Genomic DNA, 18,265 nt, shown 5'->3' with positions numbered 1-18,265 from the left:
GTGCCGAAGATTGCTTCGGCACCCCTTTTTCATGTCGTTTGCTCCTTGCCCAAGCGGGCCAGTGAGTCGATATTAGGCACTTCAATCTTCCTGCCAGACTGGACCATCATAGGCGCAACAATTTAGGGCAGCATGCGCGAAGTGCCATCTGGTAAATTCTGGGGTCCCCCTGAGATTCGGGTTTCGTAAATTACGGGATCACTCCGCGGCGATGTCTGTATCAGACACAGGCAGCTGGTGACGGCGGGTTTTGCGGCGGTCTCCGCGTTCCTTCAGGCAGCGCTCGGCGGAATCAAAGGCACCGTTGACTGCGCGGTGAATGGAGTCGCTTTCATTGGTGATGGTGACCGGGTTACCGCTCAGAGCAAGCTCAACGGAAGCGCGGTATTGCTTGCCTTTGTGTTTGTGATGATGGGGAGCTTCTAGGACCACACGACTACGTATGATGTCGCCACAATAACGTTCCAGCTTGTGCAACTTTTTGGATACGGTGTCTGCCAGGGCGGCGGACTTGTCGATATCGCGGAACACAATGTTATCGTAAGGCGCTGATTTCATGGGCACATACCTCCGGTTATAAAGGACCTATGCAGGCCGCTTGCGCGGTTTGCTGAAAGAAGGTAGGGCGCCCTGTAGGGAGTCTGAACAGTGTGAAAATCGGACGCCGGAGTTCGCAGTTCAGTCGTTGCCTGGTTGGCAATATCAAGGTGTTTTGCGCTCGGGCCGGTTTTCATACCGAATCAGGATTATCTCCCTGTAGGTCATAATGCGATTCTCAAAAAAAAAATCAAGCTCCTGAATCAAGAAAATGTCACAAATATTTGTTAGTCCGAGGGAACTTTTCCAGTCATCAAAAATGTTGCGTTTTTGCGGCACAAGTCACTGCATGTAAAGGAATCCTGTTGGCATGGTCATTGCTGCGTATAACCGTCTGGGGTACATTGTCGGGTCTCGCGAGAGGCACAATTGCACACTAGGCGTTCCGGGGGAGTTATCCGCTTCTCCAGGCGGATCCGGACGCTTCCCGCGAAATACGCAATTTCGCTTCGGCGTATCCTGAAGTAAAAATTCAAACAACGGACTTTTGACTATGGCGGTAAACCGTGGTTGCTCGCTGGTTTTTGCGAGTGTGGTGGGGGTATTGGGTTGGTGCGCGATGGTGCAAGGGGAATCCTCTCTGACTGTCGAGCAGAACAGACTTGCGCGAATGGAGCAGTCTCTGGAAAACCGGTTGGTGGAGCTGGAAGACGTCGAGAATGAAATGCTCGGCTACGAGTACAAGCTGAAGCGCGCACAGGAGTCTCTGAGCCAGGCCCGCACCCATTACGAGCAGAGCCTGAAAGAACTCAAGGCGGCGGAGCGCGAGCATAAGCAGGCGCCCAGCAGTGACACAGAGCGCGCGCTGAACAAAGCCCGTCATGCCTACTCCATGGCTGAACGGGGGGTGGACAGCCGCAATCGCCGGGTTGAGTTCATCCAGTCCACCTTTGGTGACCTCGAGGTGCGCCTGAAATCCTCCCAGGCGTCGGTGGCGGACAGCAAGGCGCGCCTGACCCAGCAACAGTCCCTCGTCGATAGATTGGTGCAGACCATGCTGGTGCAGGCGGAGAACCAGAGCAGGGCGAAGGGGGCTGCCGCGCAGGCTGCTCCGGTCGGTAAACCTGAAATGCCAGAGCCCGGTGTCGCGTCTCTGGTTCCGGCAGAGCCGAATATTGAACCCCCAGTGGCGGCCTCTTCTGAGGAGCCAGAGGTGCCGGCAGCGGAGGCGCGCGAGAGGGATCCGGAGTTGATCGCTTACGTGCGCGGTGAACAGGAGCGTCTCGATAAGCTGCTGAACGGGCTTGAGGACGACGAAGACAGCGATAAGCAGACGTTCCGGAACCTGTCCCTGCGACCATCTGGCGGTGAGGCGTTGGAGTTTGAATTCCTCGGGAGGAATCAGTATCGCCTGGTTGCGCCGGTGAGTGCGGGTCGCCAGACGTACAAGATCAATTCCTGGCGGTTCCGTCGCACCATCCCGGCTGAGGATGAAGGTGTGCGCTATGTCTTTATCTTCGATGCGCGACGTCTTTCGCGTCCGCGACTGGTAATGTACCCGGAGTATGTCCTGTCGCAACTGGACTGACTGGTCGCATTTCTCCCGGCGTATCTGGAAAGAAACAAAAGAGCCCGCAAGATGCGGGCTCTTTTGTTTTTTGAGTCCGCGCAGTCAGTCCAGTGGATGACCTTCGAGCGGGATGGACAATATTCGGTGGTACTGGCTGCCGCCCGGGGCGAGATGGCTTTGGTAGAGAGTAAGGTTGTCCAGCGTACAGGTAAACGCTGTGGCAATCGGGTGCGGGTGCGTAAACCCCTGCCTGCTTCTGGCCAGGGTGAAATGCGGACGGAAAGTTTTCCGCTCGGGTTGTTTGCCGATGTCGCGCATCAATGCGCAGCACTGTTGATGCAGTTTCGCCAGTAGCGGATTGGGTAAGAGTTCCGCCGCCAGCATTTTCGCGTGTACCTTGGGAAAAGGGTGGGTACTCACAATCTCTCCATGACAGAAAGGGAGTGTTGCGGCAATTTTCCTTAGGCCATCTTCAATGGCCTCCAGATGAATCGCGTCCGTTTCACCCAGGAAGGCTAGGGTGAGATGGCGGTTGGGCTGAGTGATCCAGCGGCAATCTCGCGGCAGGCCAAGGCGCTCGAGATGTTGGCATGTGATATCGAGAAAGTGCTGCGTTGCACGATCTGGCGCTACACCGATAAACAGTCTCAAATGTTGCTCTTTCCTGTGGCAGAGTGCATTGGCGGGGGATGTCGATGTGTTTTTTTGCATTTCGTACGTTTGTCCCCTTGAAGCCGTGGTGGAAGACCATATATCTGAAAGCAAGGGTGGCAGGCTCGACAGAGGTGCCTCCCGGGCCCGCAACCTGTCGAATACGTTTCGACATTGCTGAAGGTTGCGGAAATGGCCGCCTGGTACCCATGGTGCGGGCGCTTTCTCTGGAGTTCGCCGCGCTGTTCGCGTTGTGCAGCTCTGAATATTGCTCTGAATTGAGGATATGACAATGCGTAATTTAGATCTTTCCCCTCTGTATCGTTCTGCTATCGGTTTCGATCGCCTGGCTTCATTGCTGGATTCGATGTCGGCCACGGAGCAGAATCAACCGGCTTACCCCCCATACAATATTGAATTGACTGGGGAGAATGCCTATCGAATTTCCATGGCGGTTGCGGGCTTTGATCAGTCCGAGCTGGATATCCAGATGGAGCAGAATCGCCTGACGGTAAGCGGCAAAAAAGCCACTGAAGAGTCCGGTCGCAACTTTCTGCACCGAGGAATTGCAGCGCGCAACTTCGAGCGCCGCTTTCAGCTTGCTGACCATGTACGGGTGACTGGCGCGCAGCTGGCGAACGGACTGTTGCATGTAGATCTGGTGCGGGAAATTCCCGAGGCAATGAAGCCACGCAAGATCGAAATTTCCAGCGGAAATCTACTGCAATCGGAAAAGGCCGCGAACGTGGACGTTTCCGAGCCATCTGTTTCGAGTGACTCACAGGATGAGCAAGCTGCCTGACAGTGATTAATGCCCTTAGCGGTGGCGGCGGGCCAGAGCCCGCCCCATCCTGTCCGCTGTGCCGTCAACCGGCGGCACACCTTTATCATCGCGACAAGTTCCGTGAATATAACCGGTGTGTTGAATGCGCACTGGTTTTCGTTCCGTCACAATATCACCTGTCCAGCGACGCGGAAAAAGCCTACTACGATCTTCACGAAAACGACCTGCATGATGAAGGTTACGAGCGCTTTTTGAGTCGCTGCGCGAAACCTTTGCTGGAGCGGTTGCCCAATACCGCCAGTGGTCTGGATTTCGGTTGCGGCCCGGCGCCACTGCTCGCGCATCTGTTGGGGCGGGCGGGGCACCGGATGGCCACCTATGACCTGTACTACCAGCCGGACTCATCAGTGCTGCACCAGTCATTCGATTTTATTGTCAGCACGGAAGTGGTGGAGCACCTGGCAGATCCCCGGCAGGTGTTGCTGGATTTGTGGCTGAGTATTAGGCCTGGCGGGCTGTTGGCGCTGATGACCAAGCTGGTCGTTGATCGAGAGCGGTTTGCCAGCTGGCATTATATTCGCGACCCCACCCATATTGTGTTTTTCAGCAAGGAAACCTTTAGCTGGCTGGCGCAGTATTTAAACGCTGAGCTGGAGATCTGCGGGTCAGATGTGATTTTCCTGAAAAAGCCTTAATTGTCGGAGCTGGGGTGCAGGTCAGGTATTCACCCGGAACAGTTTCGCGCGCACTGTGGTGCGGTATTCACTCGGCGTCGTGGAAAGAAATTTTTTGAACAGGGCGGTGAAATGGCCCATATCCTGATACCCGACTTTTTCCGCAATTTCATTGACGGACAGATTGGTGGACTGGAGAAGTTCCCGTGCCATGTCCACTCGCACGTTCTGCAAATACTGTAGCGGTGTTTGCCCAGTCGCGAGTTTAAAACGACGGTTGAATGACCTCACGCTCATGTCGAAGGTTTTTGCTACTTCACTCAATTTAACGTCTTCGCTGCAATGCTGTTTCAGCCAGGTCTGTGCCTGCACGATATCTTCATCGGGGTGCAGGTGCACCGCACCTTCCGAGTAGGCGATTTCCTCGAACGGGCGACGGATCTCGTGGGAGAAGTTGCGCTCGACGTGGCTGGCAATGGCGGGCCCATAGAGTTGGCGGATCAGATGCACAGTCACATCGGCCAGTGCGTTGACACTGGCGGCGCAGAAGAGTTTGTCCGCCTGGGTGATGAAGTATTGTCGCTTGAGTTTTACTTCGGGGTAGCTCGCCGCGAACTGTTCGAAGTAATGCCAGTGGGTCGTCGCGGGTTTGCCATCGAGTAACCCGGCTTCGGCAAGAAAGCACACGCCCGTACCCACGGCACTGATTGCGGCGCCGCGTTCGGCCTGCTGTTGCAACCAGGCGATAAGTGGCCCGCTGCGGCGAAGCGCTGGTCGCGGATTTCGCCACAGTGCTGGCAGATAAACGATATCGCTATCCGGGGCGTCGGTGAGTGGGATATCCGGCGCCAACTGAAACCCGGAGCTGGTTTTGACCGGTTTGCCATCGATACTTGCTGTGATCAGTTTCAGGGAATTCTTTTCACCTTCAACTCGCGCGCGACTGTCGGCGCCTCGCAACATCTCCAGAGGCAGCATGGTACCGGTGGAGAGCATCTGGTCGACAAGTATGAAGGTAACGATGGGCATGGGTAACTCTCTACAGCGGGATCATCCGCGGTGCGGTTTCGCGACTGGTATTCGGCGTTTCGTGACGTCCGTGGCTGGTTGGCCAGATGCTCAAAATTGCTGGCCAGTATGCCCATAACGAGGCCGAATCGCCAGCCCCTAAACTGATCCACCATCGAATCTGCTGGGGCAGTTTCGACCCATTTGTTCGATTCAGGCAGGAGGTCAGGATGCAGCGCCTACCCGTAATTACCGCCTTCGGGGGTTTTAACCCCGCTGGTCGCAGTTCGTTCCACCGTGGCTACAAGCGTATGGTGCTGGACCGTCTCGGGGCAGCGGAACGTACGGATATCCTGTCTGATCTCGCCGCGCTCATGGGGCTGCGTACAGGAGACGCCGCCGGCGGTCCACTCGACGCGACGCTGGAGCAGGCGGTGCTTCAGGGAACCCTGGTGCGCGAGCTGGAGTCGCGCTTTTACGATTATCGCCACTGTCATTTTCACCAGCCGGCGGAGTTGCGCAGCGATGGCGGCTTTACTTTTGAGATGTCTGCGCGCCAATTGCCATCACCCCTGCCGGAAGGCTGGCGTGTTGAACCGCTCGACAACGGCAGGGTGCGGATTCGCGCGGCGGAACTTTCCGTCATGCTCGATAGCTACCGCGAAATCGCGGTCGCGTCTGCCGGCCAGTTGCCCACCGGATTTGAGCCGGGAGATCAGTACAATTCCCGTTTCCATCCGCGCGGTCTGCAGCTTGCTATTCTCGGTGCCTCCGATGCGGTCCGGGCGCTGGGTATCGACTGGGATCTGGTGGCTGCGAAAGCGGGTCCGGACAAGGTTTCCGTCTATGCCAGTTCCGCGATGAGTCAACTCGACCCTAACGGTAATGGTGGATTGCTCCAGTCACGCCTGCGCGGCGGGCGCGTCAGTTCCAAGCAGCTGGCCTTGGGGCTCACCAGTATGCCGGCGGATTTCGTCAACGCCTATGTACTTGGCAGTGTCGGTACCACGGGTGCAGTGGCCGGTGCCTGCGCTACCTACCTGTACAACCTGCGTGCCGCAGTAGAGGATATCCGCTGTGGCCGCGCGCGGGTTGCAGTGGTGGGTGCTGCGGAAGCGCCGCTGGTGCCCGAGGTAGTGGACGGTTACGCCACCATGGGGGCATTGGCCAACCTGGATGGCCTGCGCAAGATCTTCGGTGACGATATTGATTTTCGTCGCGCCAGCCGCCCCTTTGGCGACAACTGCGGCTTCACTCTGGGAGAGGGAAGCCAGTGGGCGGTCCTGATGGACGACGAGCTGGCGCTGGAGCTGGGGGCGCCGATTCACGGTGCCGTGGCCAATGTGTTCGTCAATGCGGACGGCCCCAAAAAATCCATTTCCGCTCCTGGCCCGGGCAACTACCTGACCGTGGCGCGAGCCATGTCGGAAGTGCGCGCAATTCTCGGTGAAGAGAGCCTGCGCCACCGCAGTTTTGTACAGGCGCACGGTTCCAGCACGCCTCAAAACCGGGTGACGGAATCCGCAATTTTTGATCGCCTCGCCGGTGCGTTCGGCATTGAGCATTGGCCGGTTTGCGCGGTGAAAGCGTTTGTCGGTCACACCGTTGCCGCCGCCAGCGGCGACCAGTTAATCTCCAGCCTCGGAATTTTCAATCGCGGTATTCTTCCGGGGATTACCACAATTGACCGTGTGGCGGATGACGTGTACCACGAGCATCTCTCCCTTTCTCTGACCCATGTCGAGCGCGATCCCATGTCGCTCGACGTAGCGTTTCTCAACTCCAAAGGGTTTGGTGGTAATAACGCCACGGCCAGTGTACTGGCGCCGCACATTGTTGAGAAAATGCTGGGTAAGCGATACGGCGAGCACACCCTCACCGACTACCGGAAGCGCAACGAAGCCGTTGCCGAGCGCGCCGCCGCTTACGACGCGCGCGCCAGTCGTGGCGACCTGGATGCGATTTACCGGTTTGGTGAAGGGCTGATTGACGAGGAAGGCATTTCCCTGGAAGGTAGTTCACTGAAATTGCCCGGTATCGCGGGTGAAGTAATTCTTCCGGTAGAGAATCCCTTCTCTGATATGGTTTGATGCCACCTGTCGTATTCAACCGGAGCCCGCTGCACGGTGGGCTCAAGGTTTTCCCGCAGGGCTCACCTGCACTCCCTCCGAGTTTCTACACTTGTCCGGCCAGCGGCGATTGTTGGCCTTTCTTGCGACGGTTTGGTCGGATTTTGATCGAAAGTGACCGTTGCCGGTGGTTCTCGCATTAATCAGGCCAGTGGATATGGCGGAAATGGTATTCAAACGGACGTTTGAATCTGGCTATACTTGGTCGCGTCGACTGATATAGAGACTAGCGTCATCGGTTGGTTATGGTGATGCCGTATTCTCGACGGACGGCAAGTCCGGAATCAGTCTTGCACAACCCCGACCCCCGGACCGGCTCATCCAACCGGGTGAAAATTCGGTCACCAATCAATGAGGTCAATAATGTTATTTAGTGGCAAAGCGCTATCCGTGCAGATGTTGGACAACGGCATCGCGGAACTGAAGTTCGATCTGGAAGGCGAATCCGTCAACAAGTTCAATCGTCTCACCGTGGCGGAGTTTTCCGACGCGCTGGACGCGATTGAAAAGGCGGGCGATATCAAAGGTCTGTTGCTGACCAGCGGCAAGGGTGTATTTATCGTCGGTGCAGATATTACCGAGTTTGGTGGTGCATTCTCCGCTGGCGCGGAAGGTATCGCCGATCTGATGAACAAGAACAACGACAACATCAACCGCCTGGAAGATCTGCCATTCCCCACTGCCGTCGCGATCAACGGCTTCGCGCTGGGTGGTGGCTTCGAGGTTTGCCTGGGTTGCGATTTCCGGGTAATGGGTGAGCAGGCAAAAGTCGGTCTGCCGGAAGTGAAGCTGGGTCTGATCCCCGGCTGGGGCGGTACCGTACGTCTGCCGCGAGTTGTTGGCGTGGATGTGGCTGCAGAGTGGATCGCTGCCGGCAAAGAGCAGCGCCCGGACGCGGCACTGGCCGCTCACGCGGTAGACGCTGTGGTTCCGACCGAGAAGCTGAAGGATGCGGCATTGAAGCTGCTGGCGCGCGCCATTGCCGGCGAACTCGATTACACAGCGCGTCGCGAAATCAAGAAATCCCCGATCCCTCTGAACGACACCGAAGCGTTGATGGCCTTCTTTACCACCAAGGCATTCGTGGGCCAGCAGGCGGGGCGCAACTACCCCTCACCGGTCAATGCGGTGACTTCTATTGAGCAGGGCTACAAGTTGGGGCGCGACGAAGCGCTCAAGATTGAGCAGCAGCAGTTCATTGCCAGTGCGCAAACCGAAACCGCCAAATCGCTGGTTGGTCTTTTCCTGAAAGATCAGCTGGTCGGCAAGGTCGCCAAGGGTTGGGAAAAGAAAGCCGACAAGAAAATCGAGCGTGCCGCCGTGTTGGGTGCGGGTATCATGGGTGGCGGTATCGCCTACCAGTCCGCCTATAAAGGCACCGCCATCAAGATGAAGGATATCAATCAGGCCGGTATCGACCTGGGTCTGAAGGAGGCCAACAAGCTTCTGTCCAAAATGGTTGAGCGCGGTCGCATGAGTGCGAGCGAAATGGGTGAAGTGCTCAATCGCATCGAGCCGACGCTGAGCTACGACGGTTTCGGCAATGTCGACGTGGTGGTCGAAGCCGTGGTGGAAAATCCCAAGGTAAAACATGCGGTCTTGAAAGAGGTGGAAGGTAAGGTATCCGAGGACACTGTCATCGCCTCCAATACCTCCACCATTTCCATCGACAGCCTGGCGGAGCCGCTGTCGCGCCCGGAAAACTTCCTTGGTATGCACTTCTTCAACCCTGTGCACAAAATGCCGCTGGTGGAAGTGATTCGCGGTGAGAAGACCTCGGAGAAAGCGGTTGCGCGCGTCGTGGCCTATGCGAACAAGATGGGCAAAAAGGCCATCGTGGTGCGCGATTGCCCAGGGTTCCTGGTGAACCGTGTGCTGTTCCCGTATTTTGCCGGTTTCGCCATGCTGGTGCGCGACGGCGCTGACTTCCAGCAGGTCGATAAGGTGATGGAGCGCTGGGGTTGGCCCATGGGCCCGGCTTACCTGATGGATGTGGTTGGTATCGATACCGGCGTTCATGCGGAAAAAGTCATGGCGGAGGGTTTCCCTGAGCGCATGGGTAAAACCTTTACCGCTGCCTCCGATGTTATGTATGAAGCCGGACGCTATGGCCAGAAAAATGGCAAGGGTTTCTACGTTTACGAGGAAGACAAGAAGGGCCGCCCGAAGAAAGTCGCTACTGAGGAGGCTTACGAACTGCTCAAGCCGCACGTAGCTGATCGTCGTGAATTTGAAAACGATGAGATTATTGCGCGGATGATGGTGCCGATGGCCACCGAGCTGGCGCGCTGTCTGGAAGAGGGTATTGTCGATTCCCCGGCCGAAGCGGATATGGCGCTGATCTACGGTATTGGCTTCCCGCCCTTCCGCGGCGGCATTTTTGCCTGGCTGGACAGTATCGGTCTGGATAACTTTGTGAAGATGGCCGAGAAATACAGCGACCTGGGTGAGCTGTACAAGCCTACCGAAGGTATGCGTGAAATGGCCGCAAACGGCAAAACCTACTACGGCGACAAGTAAGGAGAGTTTCCATGAGTCTGAATCCTAGAGATGCCGTAATTGTCGACTATGCGCGTACTGCCATGGGCCGATCCAAAAACGGTGTGTACCGCAACGTGCGCGCCGACGATATGTCGGCCGAGCTGCTGAGAAAGTTTCTGCAGCGTAACGACAAGCTCGATCCGAAAGAAATTGACGATGTGATTTGGGGCTGCGTCATGCAGCGCGATGAGCAGGGCTTTAACGTGGCGCGTATGATCGTGCTGCGTGCAGGTCTTCCGCACACCGTGCCGGCACAAACGGTCAACCGCCTGTGCGGCTCCTCGATGTCCTCTCTGCACACTGCGGCCGCCAACATCCAGGCTGGTGTTGGTGACGTGTATGTTGTGGGTGGCGTCGAGCACATGGGTCACCTGAATATGATGGAGCATGTGAGTCCCAACCCGATGCTGGGTCGGTATATGGCGAAGGCCGCCGGTTCAATGGGGATGACCGCCGAGTATCTGGCCATGATGCACGGCATCCAGCGCCAGCAGATGGATGAATTCGGTGCGCGCTCGCATCAGCGTGCCGCGAAGGCGACGGAGGAGGGCAAGTTCGCCCGCGAAATCATTGCCATCGAAGGTCATGATGACGATGGCGTGCCTGTGCTGGTGGACAAAGACCAGACTATTCGACCGGAAACCACTGTTGAAGCGCTCGCGCAGCTGAGGCCGGCGTTTGATCCCAAGCACGGCCAGGTTACTGCGGGCACATCTTCGCAGATCACAGACGGTGCCTCCGTAATGCTGGTAATGTCCGCTGAGCGCGCCCAGGTGCTGGGGCTGACTCCGATCGCCAAAGTACGTGAGATGGCGCTTGCTGGTGTCGATCCATCCATCATGGGTTATGGTCCGGTGCCTTCCACCCAGAAAGCGCTCGCGCGCGCGGGTCTCACCATCGAAGACATCGACAAGGTGGAGTTGAATGAAGCCTTCGCGGCGCAGGCGCTTCCGGTACTGAAGGATCTCAAGCTGCTGGATGCCATGGATGAGAAGGTAAATCTGTATGGTGGTGCCATCGCTCTGGGGCATCCCTTTGGCTGTTCCGGTGTGCGCATCACTGGCACACTGCTGACGGTCATGCAGAACGAGGGCGGCAGTCTCGGCGTTTCGACCATGTGTATCGGTCTCGGGCAGGGGATAACCACTATTGTGGAAAGGGTCTGATTCCCTCCCGGCAAGCAAAATAAACGGGGCGCCAGTTGGCGCCCCGTTTAATTGAACGAAGATAAAGTGTCGCAGGTGGCAGTCTGCCCCGCGCATTTTGCCAGTTCGCCCCGGTCAGGTCGCAAATACGACTGAAACGGTGACTTGTAACGGGCATCTGTTGAAGCCCTGTGTCCGCTGTGGCACAATCTGCTCCCCTTGTCGCGAGCCAGTTGGGTTTTTTGCCAAAAACTCATGTAAATCAAGCGGTTAGCGGCGGGGTAAAGTTGGGGACGTGGTGGAATTGGTAGACACGCCAGGTTTAGGTTCTGGTGCCGCAAGGTGTGGGAGTTCAAGTCTCCCCGTCCCCACCAACAGGATTAATACAGTCCGTGCCGAAAACGCTGCTCTCCCTCTCCAGGGGAACGTAGTGATGGCGCGGGCTGCTTGTATTTGGCGGCCGGATTATCGGCGCTGCGCTAATCGCTGGTGCTGGGAAAAGCTCCCTTTGGCCCGGCATCTGTGAAGAGAAGAGTCTCACGAGGAATAACATGCAGGTTTCCATCGAAACAACTTCCGGCCTGGAACGTCGCTTAACGGTCAACTTGCCGGCAGAGGTCGTTGATAAGGAAGTGGACAAGCGCCTTCAGCAGGCCGCCAAAACCGTTCGGATTAACGGTTTCCGCAAGGGTAAAGTACCGCTGAATGTTGTGCGTCAGCGTTTTGGTGACGGTGTTCGCCAGGAAGTCCTGGGTGAGGTTATGAGCCGCTCCTTCTACGAGGCGGTACAGAAAGAGCAGGTTAAACCCGCTGGCCAGCCGAGCATTGAAGCCAAGAACATCGCGCCCGGTGAGAACCTTGAGTACATTGCAACTTTTGAGGTTTACCCGGAAGTAGCGCTGGCGGACCTGTCTGAGGTATCTGTAGAGCGTCCGGTTGCTGAAGTGACCGACGCTGACGTAGACAACATGATCGACGTCCTGCGCAAGCAGCAGTCCAGCTGGAAAGAAACCAAGCGCAAAGCCCAGAAGGGTGATCGTGTCACCATCGACTTCGTTGGCCGCAAAGACGGTGAAGAGTTCGAAGGTGGCAAGGCTGAAGGTCAGCGCCTGGTTCTCGGTTCCGGCAATATGATTCCGGGCTTTGAAGACGGCATCATCGGTATGAAGCCCGGCGAAGAGAAAGACGTAGAAGTGACCTTCCCGGAAGATTATCAGGCGGAAAATCTGCGCGGCGCCAAAGCGGTATTTACCATCAAGGTAACCAACTCCGAGAAGCCGGAGCTGCCAGAGCTGAATGATGAATTCTTTGCCGCGTACGGTGTGGATGCCGGTGGTGAAGAAAAATTCCGTGAAGAAGTGCGTAGCAACATGCAGCGCGAACTGAAAAATGCGGCGCTAAACAAGGTCAAGACCCAGGTCATGGACCAGTTGTTCGCCAAGCATCAGGTGGAAATCCCCGCGGCCCTGGTCAAGAGTGAGGTCAACACTCTGCGCGGGCAGATGATCCAGCAGTTCGGTGGTCAAATCAAACCGCAAGACGCGGCGAGAATGTTGCCGGACACCATGTTTGAAGATCAGGCCAAGCGCCGTGTGGTTCTGGGGCTGGTGGTTGGTGAAATCGTCAAGCAGAACAAAATCTCTGTAGACGGCGATCGCGTAAAAGCAAAGGTCGAAGAGCTGGCCTCCACCTATCAGCAACCGGAAGAGGTGGTGGATTACTACTTCAATAACCGAGAGCTGCTCGCCGGTGTGGAATCTGTGGTGCTGGAAGATCAAGTTGTTGATTTTGTGCTGGATAAAGCCAAGGTCAGCGAAGTGAAGAGCACCTACGATGACGTGATCAAGCCGCAGAAGCAGGCATAAGTTTGCTGAAAACGGCCACCAATCGGTGGCCGTTTTTTCTTCTGAGGCTTTTTGTTGCGAGGCGGCTGCTCAGTAATCGTCTTTCGGTATTTCAATTCTGCATCCGCCGCTACATCTTGTACCTCGGGAAGGCGCTGATTTTGCCCTTCACCTCAACTGGCTTTATCCCCTCCGAGCAGTTAAGCTCAGTTTGATCTGTTTTCCTGAAGGTTGTGCCTTTATTGAGCAGGCACACTTTCGGTCCGCCTAATACGCCCAAAAAGGAAGCATCGTATCCATGGCCTATTTTGATTACCCCACGAAATCCAATGACATTATGGCTGCCAGCGGCCTCGTACCAATTGTTGTGGAGCAGACTGCGCGAGGTGAACGTTCGTTCGATATTTATTCCCGTCTGCTGAAGGAGCGGGTGATTTTCCTGGTGGGGCCAGTCGAGGACCATATGGCCAACCTGGTGGTGGCGCAGCTGTTGTTCCTGGAGGCGGAAAACCCCGACAAGGACATCCATCTGTATATCAACTCCCCCGGCGGATCAGTAACCGCGGGTATGTCCATTTACGACACTATGCAGTTCATCAAGCCGGATGTAAGCACCATGTGTATCGGCCAGGCCTGCAGTATGGGAGCTTTTCTGCTTACCGCCGGAGCGCAAGGCAAACGCTTCGCTACCCCTAACTCCCGCGTCATGATTCACCAGCCCAGTGGTGGTGCCCAGGGGCAGGCTTCGGATATCCACATCCATGCTCAGGAAATCCTCAAAATCCGTAAGCGTCTGAACGAGCTGATGGCGCACCATGCAGATCGCAGTGTGGCGGATATCGAGCGGGATACGGAACGTGACCATTTCATGAGTGCAGACGAGGCCAAAGAGTACGGTTTGGTAGACGAGGTGCTTTCTCGTCGTCAGATGCCTCTGAAGTAGCGCCACCACCCACTTTAGCGGATCTTAGATACCTGAAAACCGCTGGGGCGGCGCAGTGTCGTCCTACCGGTATTGTCTGCTTTAGAACATTCTCCGCGTCCAACGGTCGGGCGTTCAGGAGAGGATAAAAAGCTTGAAAATCCTGCCAAAAGGCCGCATCTTGGTTACGAACCCTACTTGCCACCGCATTTCGGCTGGCTGCCCTGACCACGGAGTACATAGATGACTGAAAAGAACAGCGGAGACGAAAACGGCAAACTCCTTTACTGTTCCTTCTGTGGCAAAAGCCAGCAGGAAGTACGCAAGCTTATCGCGGGTCCTTCTGTTTATATTTGCGATGAGTGTGTCGAACTTTGCACGGATATCATTCGTGAAGAAGTGCAGGAGGCCGTGGATGGCGACGATTCCCGTCTGCCTACGCCTCAGGAAATTACCGAAATTCTCGATCAGTATGTGATCGGGCAAGTCCGCGCCAAAAAGGTGCTGGCCGTTGCCGTCTACAACCACTACAAGCGTCTGCGCACTACCAAGAGTGTGAAGGGCAAGGAAGAGGTTGAGCTGGGCAAGTCCAATATCCTGTTGGTGGGCCCTACCGGAAGCGGTAAAACCCTGCTCGCAGAGACCTTGGCTCGCCTGCTGAATGTGCCGTTCACCATCGCCGATGCTACCACTCTGACGGAAGCAGGCTATGTGGGTGAAGACGTTGAGAATATCATCCAGAAACTGCTGCAGAAGTGTGACTACGATGTGGAGAAAGCCCAGCAAGGTATTGTCTACATCGACGAAATCGACAAGATTTCACGCAAGTCCGACAACCCCTCCATCACCCGGGATGTTTCCGGTGAGGGGGTCCAGCAGGCGTTGCTTAAACTGATCGAAGGTACGGTTGCATCCGTTCCCCCACAAGGTGGACGCAAGCATCCGCAACAGGAATTCCTGCAGGTAGATACGTCCAATATTTTGTTTATCTGTGGCGGTGCCTTTGCCGGTCTCGATAAAGTGATTCGCGATCGTTCTGAAAAGGGCGGCATCGGTTTCTCTGCGGAAGTGAAATCCAAAGACAGCAAAAGCAACTTTGGCCAGGTGTTGTTGGATCTGGAGCCGGAAGATTTGGTGCGTTACGGTCTGATCCCCGAGTTTGTCGGCCGTCTGCCGGTGACGGCTACCCTGGAGGAGCTGGATCGCGCAGCACTGGTCCAGATTTTAACGGAACCTCGCAATGCACTGACCAAGCAGTATGCCAAGCTGTTTGAGATGGAGGGGGTGGAGCTCGATTTCCGCGCCGACGCTCTGGATGCCGTGGCATCTAAGGCGATGGAGCGAAAAACTGGCGCCCGCGGGCTGCGCTCCATTATGGAATCCGTTCTGCTGGAAACCATGTATGACATTCCGTCCATGGACAACGTGGCCAAGGTGGTGATCGACGAAGCCGTGATCAAGGGGGAATCTACACCGCTGCTGGTTTATCAGCAGGCCGAAGCGCAGAAGGCCGCACCGGAAGACTGAGTTCCGGTCGGTTCGCCTATTCAGACACAAAAAAGCCCCGAGTCGGGGCTTTTTTGTGTCTGAAATTTGCTGCTCGTGCATGCAGATACGTTTCGTGCCAGCGTTTTTCTGTGCTATGAAAGGAGAGGTAGAGGAATTTCTGGTCTCCACCAACTGCCAGGAACTGCTGTGAATTAAACTTATTTTGCTGCGCCGGTGGGGTTGGCCTTGTTATTCTGAGGGCCGCCCCCAATTTAGGTTGCAGACTGGCGCGCAACCGGGACCCTTGTTCATATGCCCGGTGATGGATAAGTCGCCAAGATGGGGTGGCAAGCCGCCATCCCCAGGCCGAGAGGAGTTATATGGACCAGCCATCCGAGAACGTGAACGAATACCCCCTGCTGCCGCTCCGCGACGTAGTGGTTTATCCCCATATGGTGATCCCGCTGTTCGTGGGACGCGAAAAGTCCATTGATGCGCTGGAACAGGCCATGCGCAGCGATAAGCAGGTATTGCTGGTGGCGCAACGGCAGGCGTCGGAGGATGATCCCGGTGCCGATGACGTCTATCGGGTGGGTACCGTCGCCAGTGTACTGCAATTGCTGAAGCTCCCGGACGGCACCGTTAAGGTTCTGGTCGAAGGCGGGCATCGCGTTAAAGTGGAAGAGATCACGGAAGGCGATGGTCACTATCGTGCCACCGTGTCTACACTGGAATCCGAAGAGCTGCCGGAAGCGGAGGCAGAGGCATTGGTGCGCTCCGCCATGTCTCAATTCGAACAGTATGTCACTGTCAGCAAGAAGGTTCCCAATGAGGTAATGACTTCCCTGTCTGGCATTGATGAGCCTGGACGTCTGGCGGATACCATTGCCGCGCATATGTCACTGGATCTGCCGCAGAAGCAGGAGCTGCTGGAGACCATCAGCGTTAAAGAGCGTCTGGAGCATCTGCTTGGATTGATGGATTCGGAAATTGACCTTATCCAGGTAGAGAAGCGTATTCGCGGGCGCGTGAAGAAGCAAATGGAGAAGAGCCAGCGCGAGTACTACCTGAACGAGCAGATGAAGGCCATTCAGAAGGAGTTGGGCGAAATCACCGAAGAGCCCAATGAAGTTGAAGAGCTGGAAAGAAAAATTGCCGATTCCGGAATGTCCGCGGAAGCGGAAAAAAAGACGCGTGCAGAACTCGGCAAACTGAAAATGATGTCGCCGATGTCCGCCGAGGCTTCGGTGCTGCGGAGCTATATTGACTGGATGCTCAGTGTGCCCTGGAAGAAAGCGAGCCGGGTACGTCATGATCTGGTAAAGGCGGAAGAGATTCTGAACAAGGATCACTATGGCCTGGAAGAAGTCAAAGAGCGGATTCTTGAATACCTCGCGGTGCAAAAGCGGGTTAAAAAAGTCAAAGGACCTATTCTGTGTCTGGTTGGCCCTCCCGGTGTGGGCAAGACTTCCCTGGGGGAGTCCATTGCGCGTGCAACCAATCGTAAATATGTCCGTATGGCTTTGGGCGGCGTACGCGATGAAGCGGAAATTCGCGGGCATCGTCGTACATATATCGGTTCGTTGCCCGGTAAGTTAGTGCAAAAAATTGCCAAGGTGGGAGTCAAGAACCCTCTCTTCCTGCTCGATGAAGTGGACAAAATGGGGATGGATCATCGCGGTGATCCTGCATCGGCACTGCTGGAAGTCCTTGATCCGGAGCAGAACAAGTCGTTTAACGACCACTACTTGGAAGTAGATTACGATCTGTCCGACGTAATGTTCGTTTGCACATCCAATTCCATGAATATTCCCGGGCCTCTGCTGGATCGGATGGAAGTCATCCGTATTCCCGGTTATACCGAGGATGAAAAGCTGAACATCGCCCAGCGCTACCTGATACCGAAGCAGCGCAACGCAGCGGGACTGAAGGCCGAAGAGCTTGATATAACCGATGAAGCCGTACGCGATGTGGTGCGCTACTACACTCGTGAAGCCGGAGTGCGCGGGCTCGATCGGGAGATGGCCAAAATCTGCCGCAAGGTGGTTACCGAACATGTGCGCAAGGGTACAACCAGTAAGGTGGTGGTCAAGTCGGAACAACTGGAAGAGTTGCTCGGTGTTCGCAAGTTCGATTACGGGCGTGCGGAAGAGGAAAACAAGATCGGACAGGTGACCGGGCTTGCCTGGACCGAAGTTGGGGGCGAACTGCTCACCATTGAAGCGTCCGCTGTCGCAGGCAAGGGGCGTGTCATCAAGACCGGCTCACTCGGTGATGTGATGCAGGAGTCCATTCAGGCGGCGTTGACGGTGGTCCGTGCCCGTGCCCAGGCTCTGGGTGTTGCACCGGACTTTCATGAGACGCGGGATATTCATATCCACGTACCGGAAGGGGCGACACCAAAAGATGGTCCGTCTGCGGGTATCGCCATGTGTACCGTGTTGGCCTCTGTGCTGACGAACATTCCTGTGCGCGCAGATGTTGCCATGACCGGTGAAATTACTTTGCGCGGTGAGGTATTGCGTATCGGTGGTCTCAAGGAGAAGTTACTAGCGGCTCATCGCGGTGGTATCAAGACGGTTCTGATTCCGGCGGACAACGAGCGGGATTTGAAAGATATTCCTGACAATATCCAGCAGGATCTGGTGATCAAGCCAGTGAAGTGGATTGATCAAGTCTTCGAGTACGCACTGGAAAAAATGCCGAGCCCCTTGAGTGATGAAGAGTATTCCGCCTTGCAGAAACAGGCTGAGGAGCGTTCTCAGCGTTCAATACAGACGCATTGATACGAAACTGCTGATGCAATTTTGAGCAGTTTGGGGTGTAGCTAGAGGGCTTGCGAGCCCTCTTTTTTGTGGGTGTTTTTTGAGCGTCAGTGCACCACTGGTAGCTGGAAAAATACGGTTGGGGCAGGGATTTTTATCAATTCTGTGCCTGTTCGTATGGCGTAAACCTTTTATTTGTGCCTTGGA

13 protein-coding genes and 1 tRNA gene are annotated in these 18,265 nt (G+C 55.8%); 11 read left to right on the top strand and 3 right to left on the bottom strand.

The window, feature by feature from the left end:
• Positions 1 to 198 precede the first annotated feature (198 nt).
• Positions 199 to 558: an HPF/RaiA family ribosome-associated protein gene (locus C3938_RS17155; RefSeq protein ID WP_105104417.1), complete on the bottom strand. Its 360-nt coding sequence runs from the start codon at positions 556 to 558 to the stop codon at positions 199 to 201.
• Positions 559 to 1,090: 532 nt separating this feature from the next.
• On the opposite strand from C3938_RS17155, the gene C3938_RS17150 reads away from it, so the two are divergent.
• On the top strand, positions 1,091 to 2,125 hold the full coding sequence (locus C3938_RS17150; protein WP_158681754.1) for a hypothetical protein: 1,035 nt from the start codon (positions 1,091 to 1,093) through the stop codon (positions 2,123 to 2,125).
• Positions 2,126 to 2,209: 84 nt separating this feature from the next.
• Here the strand turns inward: C3938_RS17150 and thpR are convergent, their stop codons facing one another.
• Positions 2,210 to 2,758, bottom strand: coding sequence for an RNA 2',3'-cyclic phosphodiesterase (gene thpR, locus C3938_RS17145; protein WP_158681753.1), 549 nt, complete (start codon positions 2,756 to 2,758; stop codon positions 2,210 to 2,212).
• A gap of 292 nt (positions 2,759 to 3,050) precedes the next feature.
• On the opposite strand from thpR, the gene C3938_RS17140 reads away from it, so the two are divergent.
• A complete protein-coding gene (locus C3938_RS17140) occupies positions 3,051 to 3,560 on the top strand; it encodes an Hsp20 family protein (protein ID WP_105104414.1) in 510 nt (169 codons plus the stop codon).
• 2 nt (positions 3,561 to 3,562) lie between these two features.
• Positions 3,563 to 4,237 carry a class I SAM-dependent methyltransferase gene (locus C3938_RS17135; RefSeq protein ID WP_199775641.1) on the top strand — a complete coding sequence of 225 codons (675 nt, stop codon included), beginning with the start codon at positions 3,563 to 3,565 and terminating at the stop codon, positions 4,235 to 4,237.
• Positions 4,238 to 4,258: 21 nt separating this feature from the next.
• On the opposite strand, the gene C3938_RS17130 is transcribed toward C3938_RS17135, so the two are convergent.
• Complete coding sequence (locus C3938_RS17130) at positions 4,259 to 5,245, bottom strand: GlxA family transcriptional regulator (RefSeq protein WP_105104413.1); 987 nt, start codon at positions 5,243 to 5,245, stop codon at positions 4,259 to 4,261.
• A gap of 209 nt (positions 5,246 to 5,454) precedes the next feature.
• Here C3938_RS17130 and C3938_RS17125 point away from each other — a divergent pair, with 209 nt between their 5' ends.
• The 8 genes from C3938_RS17125 to lon all read left to right on the top strand — a co-directional run bounded on the left by C3938_RS17125 (position 5,455) and on the right by lon (position 18,079).
• Complete coding sequence (locus C3938_RS17125; protein ID WP_105104412.1) at positions 5,455 to 7,314, top strand: beta-ketoacyl synthase; 1,860 nt, start codon at positions 5,455 to 5,457, stop codon at positions 7,312 to 7,314.
• A gap of 402 nt (positions 7,315 to 7,716) precedes the next feature.
• The gene (gene fadB / locus C3938_RS17120; protein WP_105104411.1) at positions 7,717 to 9,873 is read left to right on the top strand and encodes a fatty acid oxidation complex subunit alpha FadB; all 2,157 of its coding nucleotides are present in this window, start codon (positions 7,717 to 7,719) and stop codon (positions 9,871 to 9,873) included.
• Positions 9,874 to 9,884: 11 nt separating this feature from the next.
• Positions 9,885 to 11,060, top strand: coding sequence for an acetyl-CoA C-acyltransferase FadA (gene fadA / locus C3938_RS17115; protein WP_105104410.1), 1,176 nt, complete (start codon positions 9,885 to 9,887; stop codon positions 11,058 to 11,060).
• 268 nt (positions 11,061 to 11,328) lie between these two features.
• Positions 11,329 to 11,413, top strand: a tRNA-Leu gene (locus tag C3938_RS17110).
• Between the two features lie 177 nt (positions 11,414 to 11,590).
• The gene (gene tig, locus C3938_RS17105) at positions 11,591 to 12,904 is read left to right on the top strand and encodes a trigger factor (RefSeq protein ID WP_105104409.1); all 1,314 of its coding nucleotides are present in this window, start codon (positions 11,591 to 11,593) and stop codon (positions 12,902 to 12,904) included.
• A 277-nt stretch (positions 12,905 to 13,181) separates the two neighbouring features.
• A complete protein-coding gene (clpP, locus tag C3938_RS17095; RefSeq protein ID WP_105104407.1) occupies positions 13,182 to 13,826 on the top strand; it encodes an ATP-dependent Clp endopeptidase proteolytic subunit ClpP in 645 nt (214 codons plus the stop codon).
• A gap of 222 nt (positions 13,827 to 14,048) precedes the next feature.
• Positions 14,049 to 15,332 carry an ATP-dependent Clp protease ATP-binding subunit ClpX gene (clpX, locus tag C3938_RS17090; protein WP_105104406.1) on the top strand — a complete coding sequence of 428 codons (1,284 nt, stop codon included), beginning with the start codon at positions 14,049 to 14,051 and terminating at the stop codon, positions 15,330 to 15,332.
• Positions 15,333 to 15,673: 341 nt separating this feature from the next.
• The gene (gene lon, locus C3938_RS17085) at positions 15,674 to 18,079 is read left to right on the top strand and encodes an endopeptidase La (protein ID WP_105104405.1); all 2,406 of its coding nucleotides are present in this window, start codon (positions 15,674 to 15,676) and stop codon (positions 18,077 to 18,079) included.
• The last annotated feature ends 186 nt before the right edge of the window (positions 18,080 to 18,265 follow it).

Origin of the sequence: Microbulbifer pacificus (genome assembly GCF_002959965.1) — a bacterium.
GTDB lineage: Bacteria > Pseudomonadota > Gammaproteobacteria > Pseudomonadales > Cellvibrionaceae > Microbulbifer > Microbulbifer pacificus_A.
Note: the sequence above shows the minus strand (reverse complement) of the source record. Positions and strands in the feature narration are given on the sequence as shown.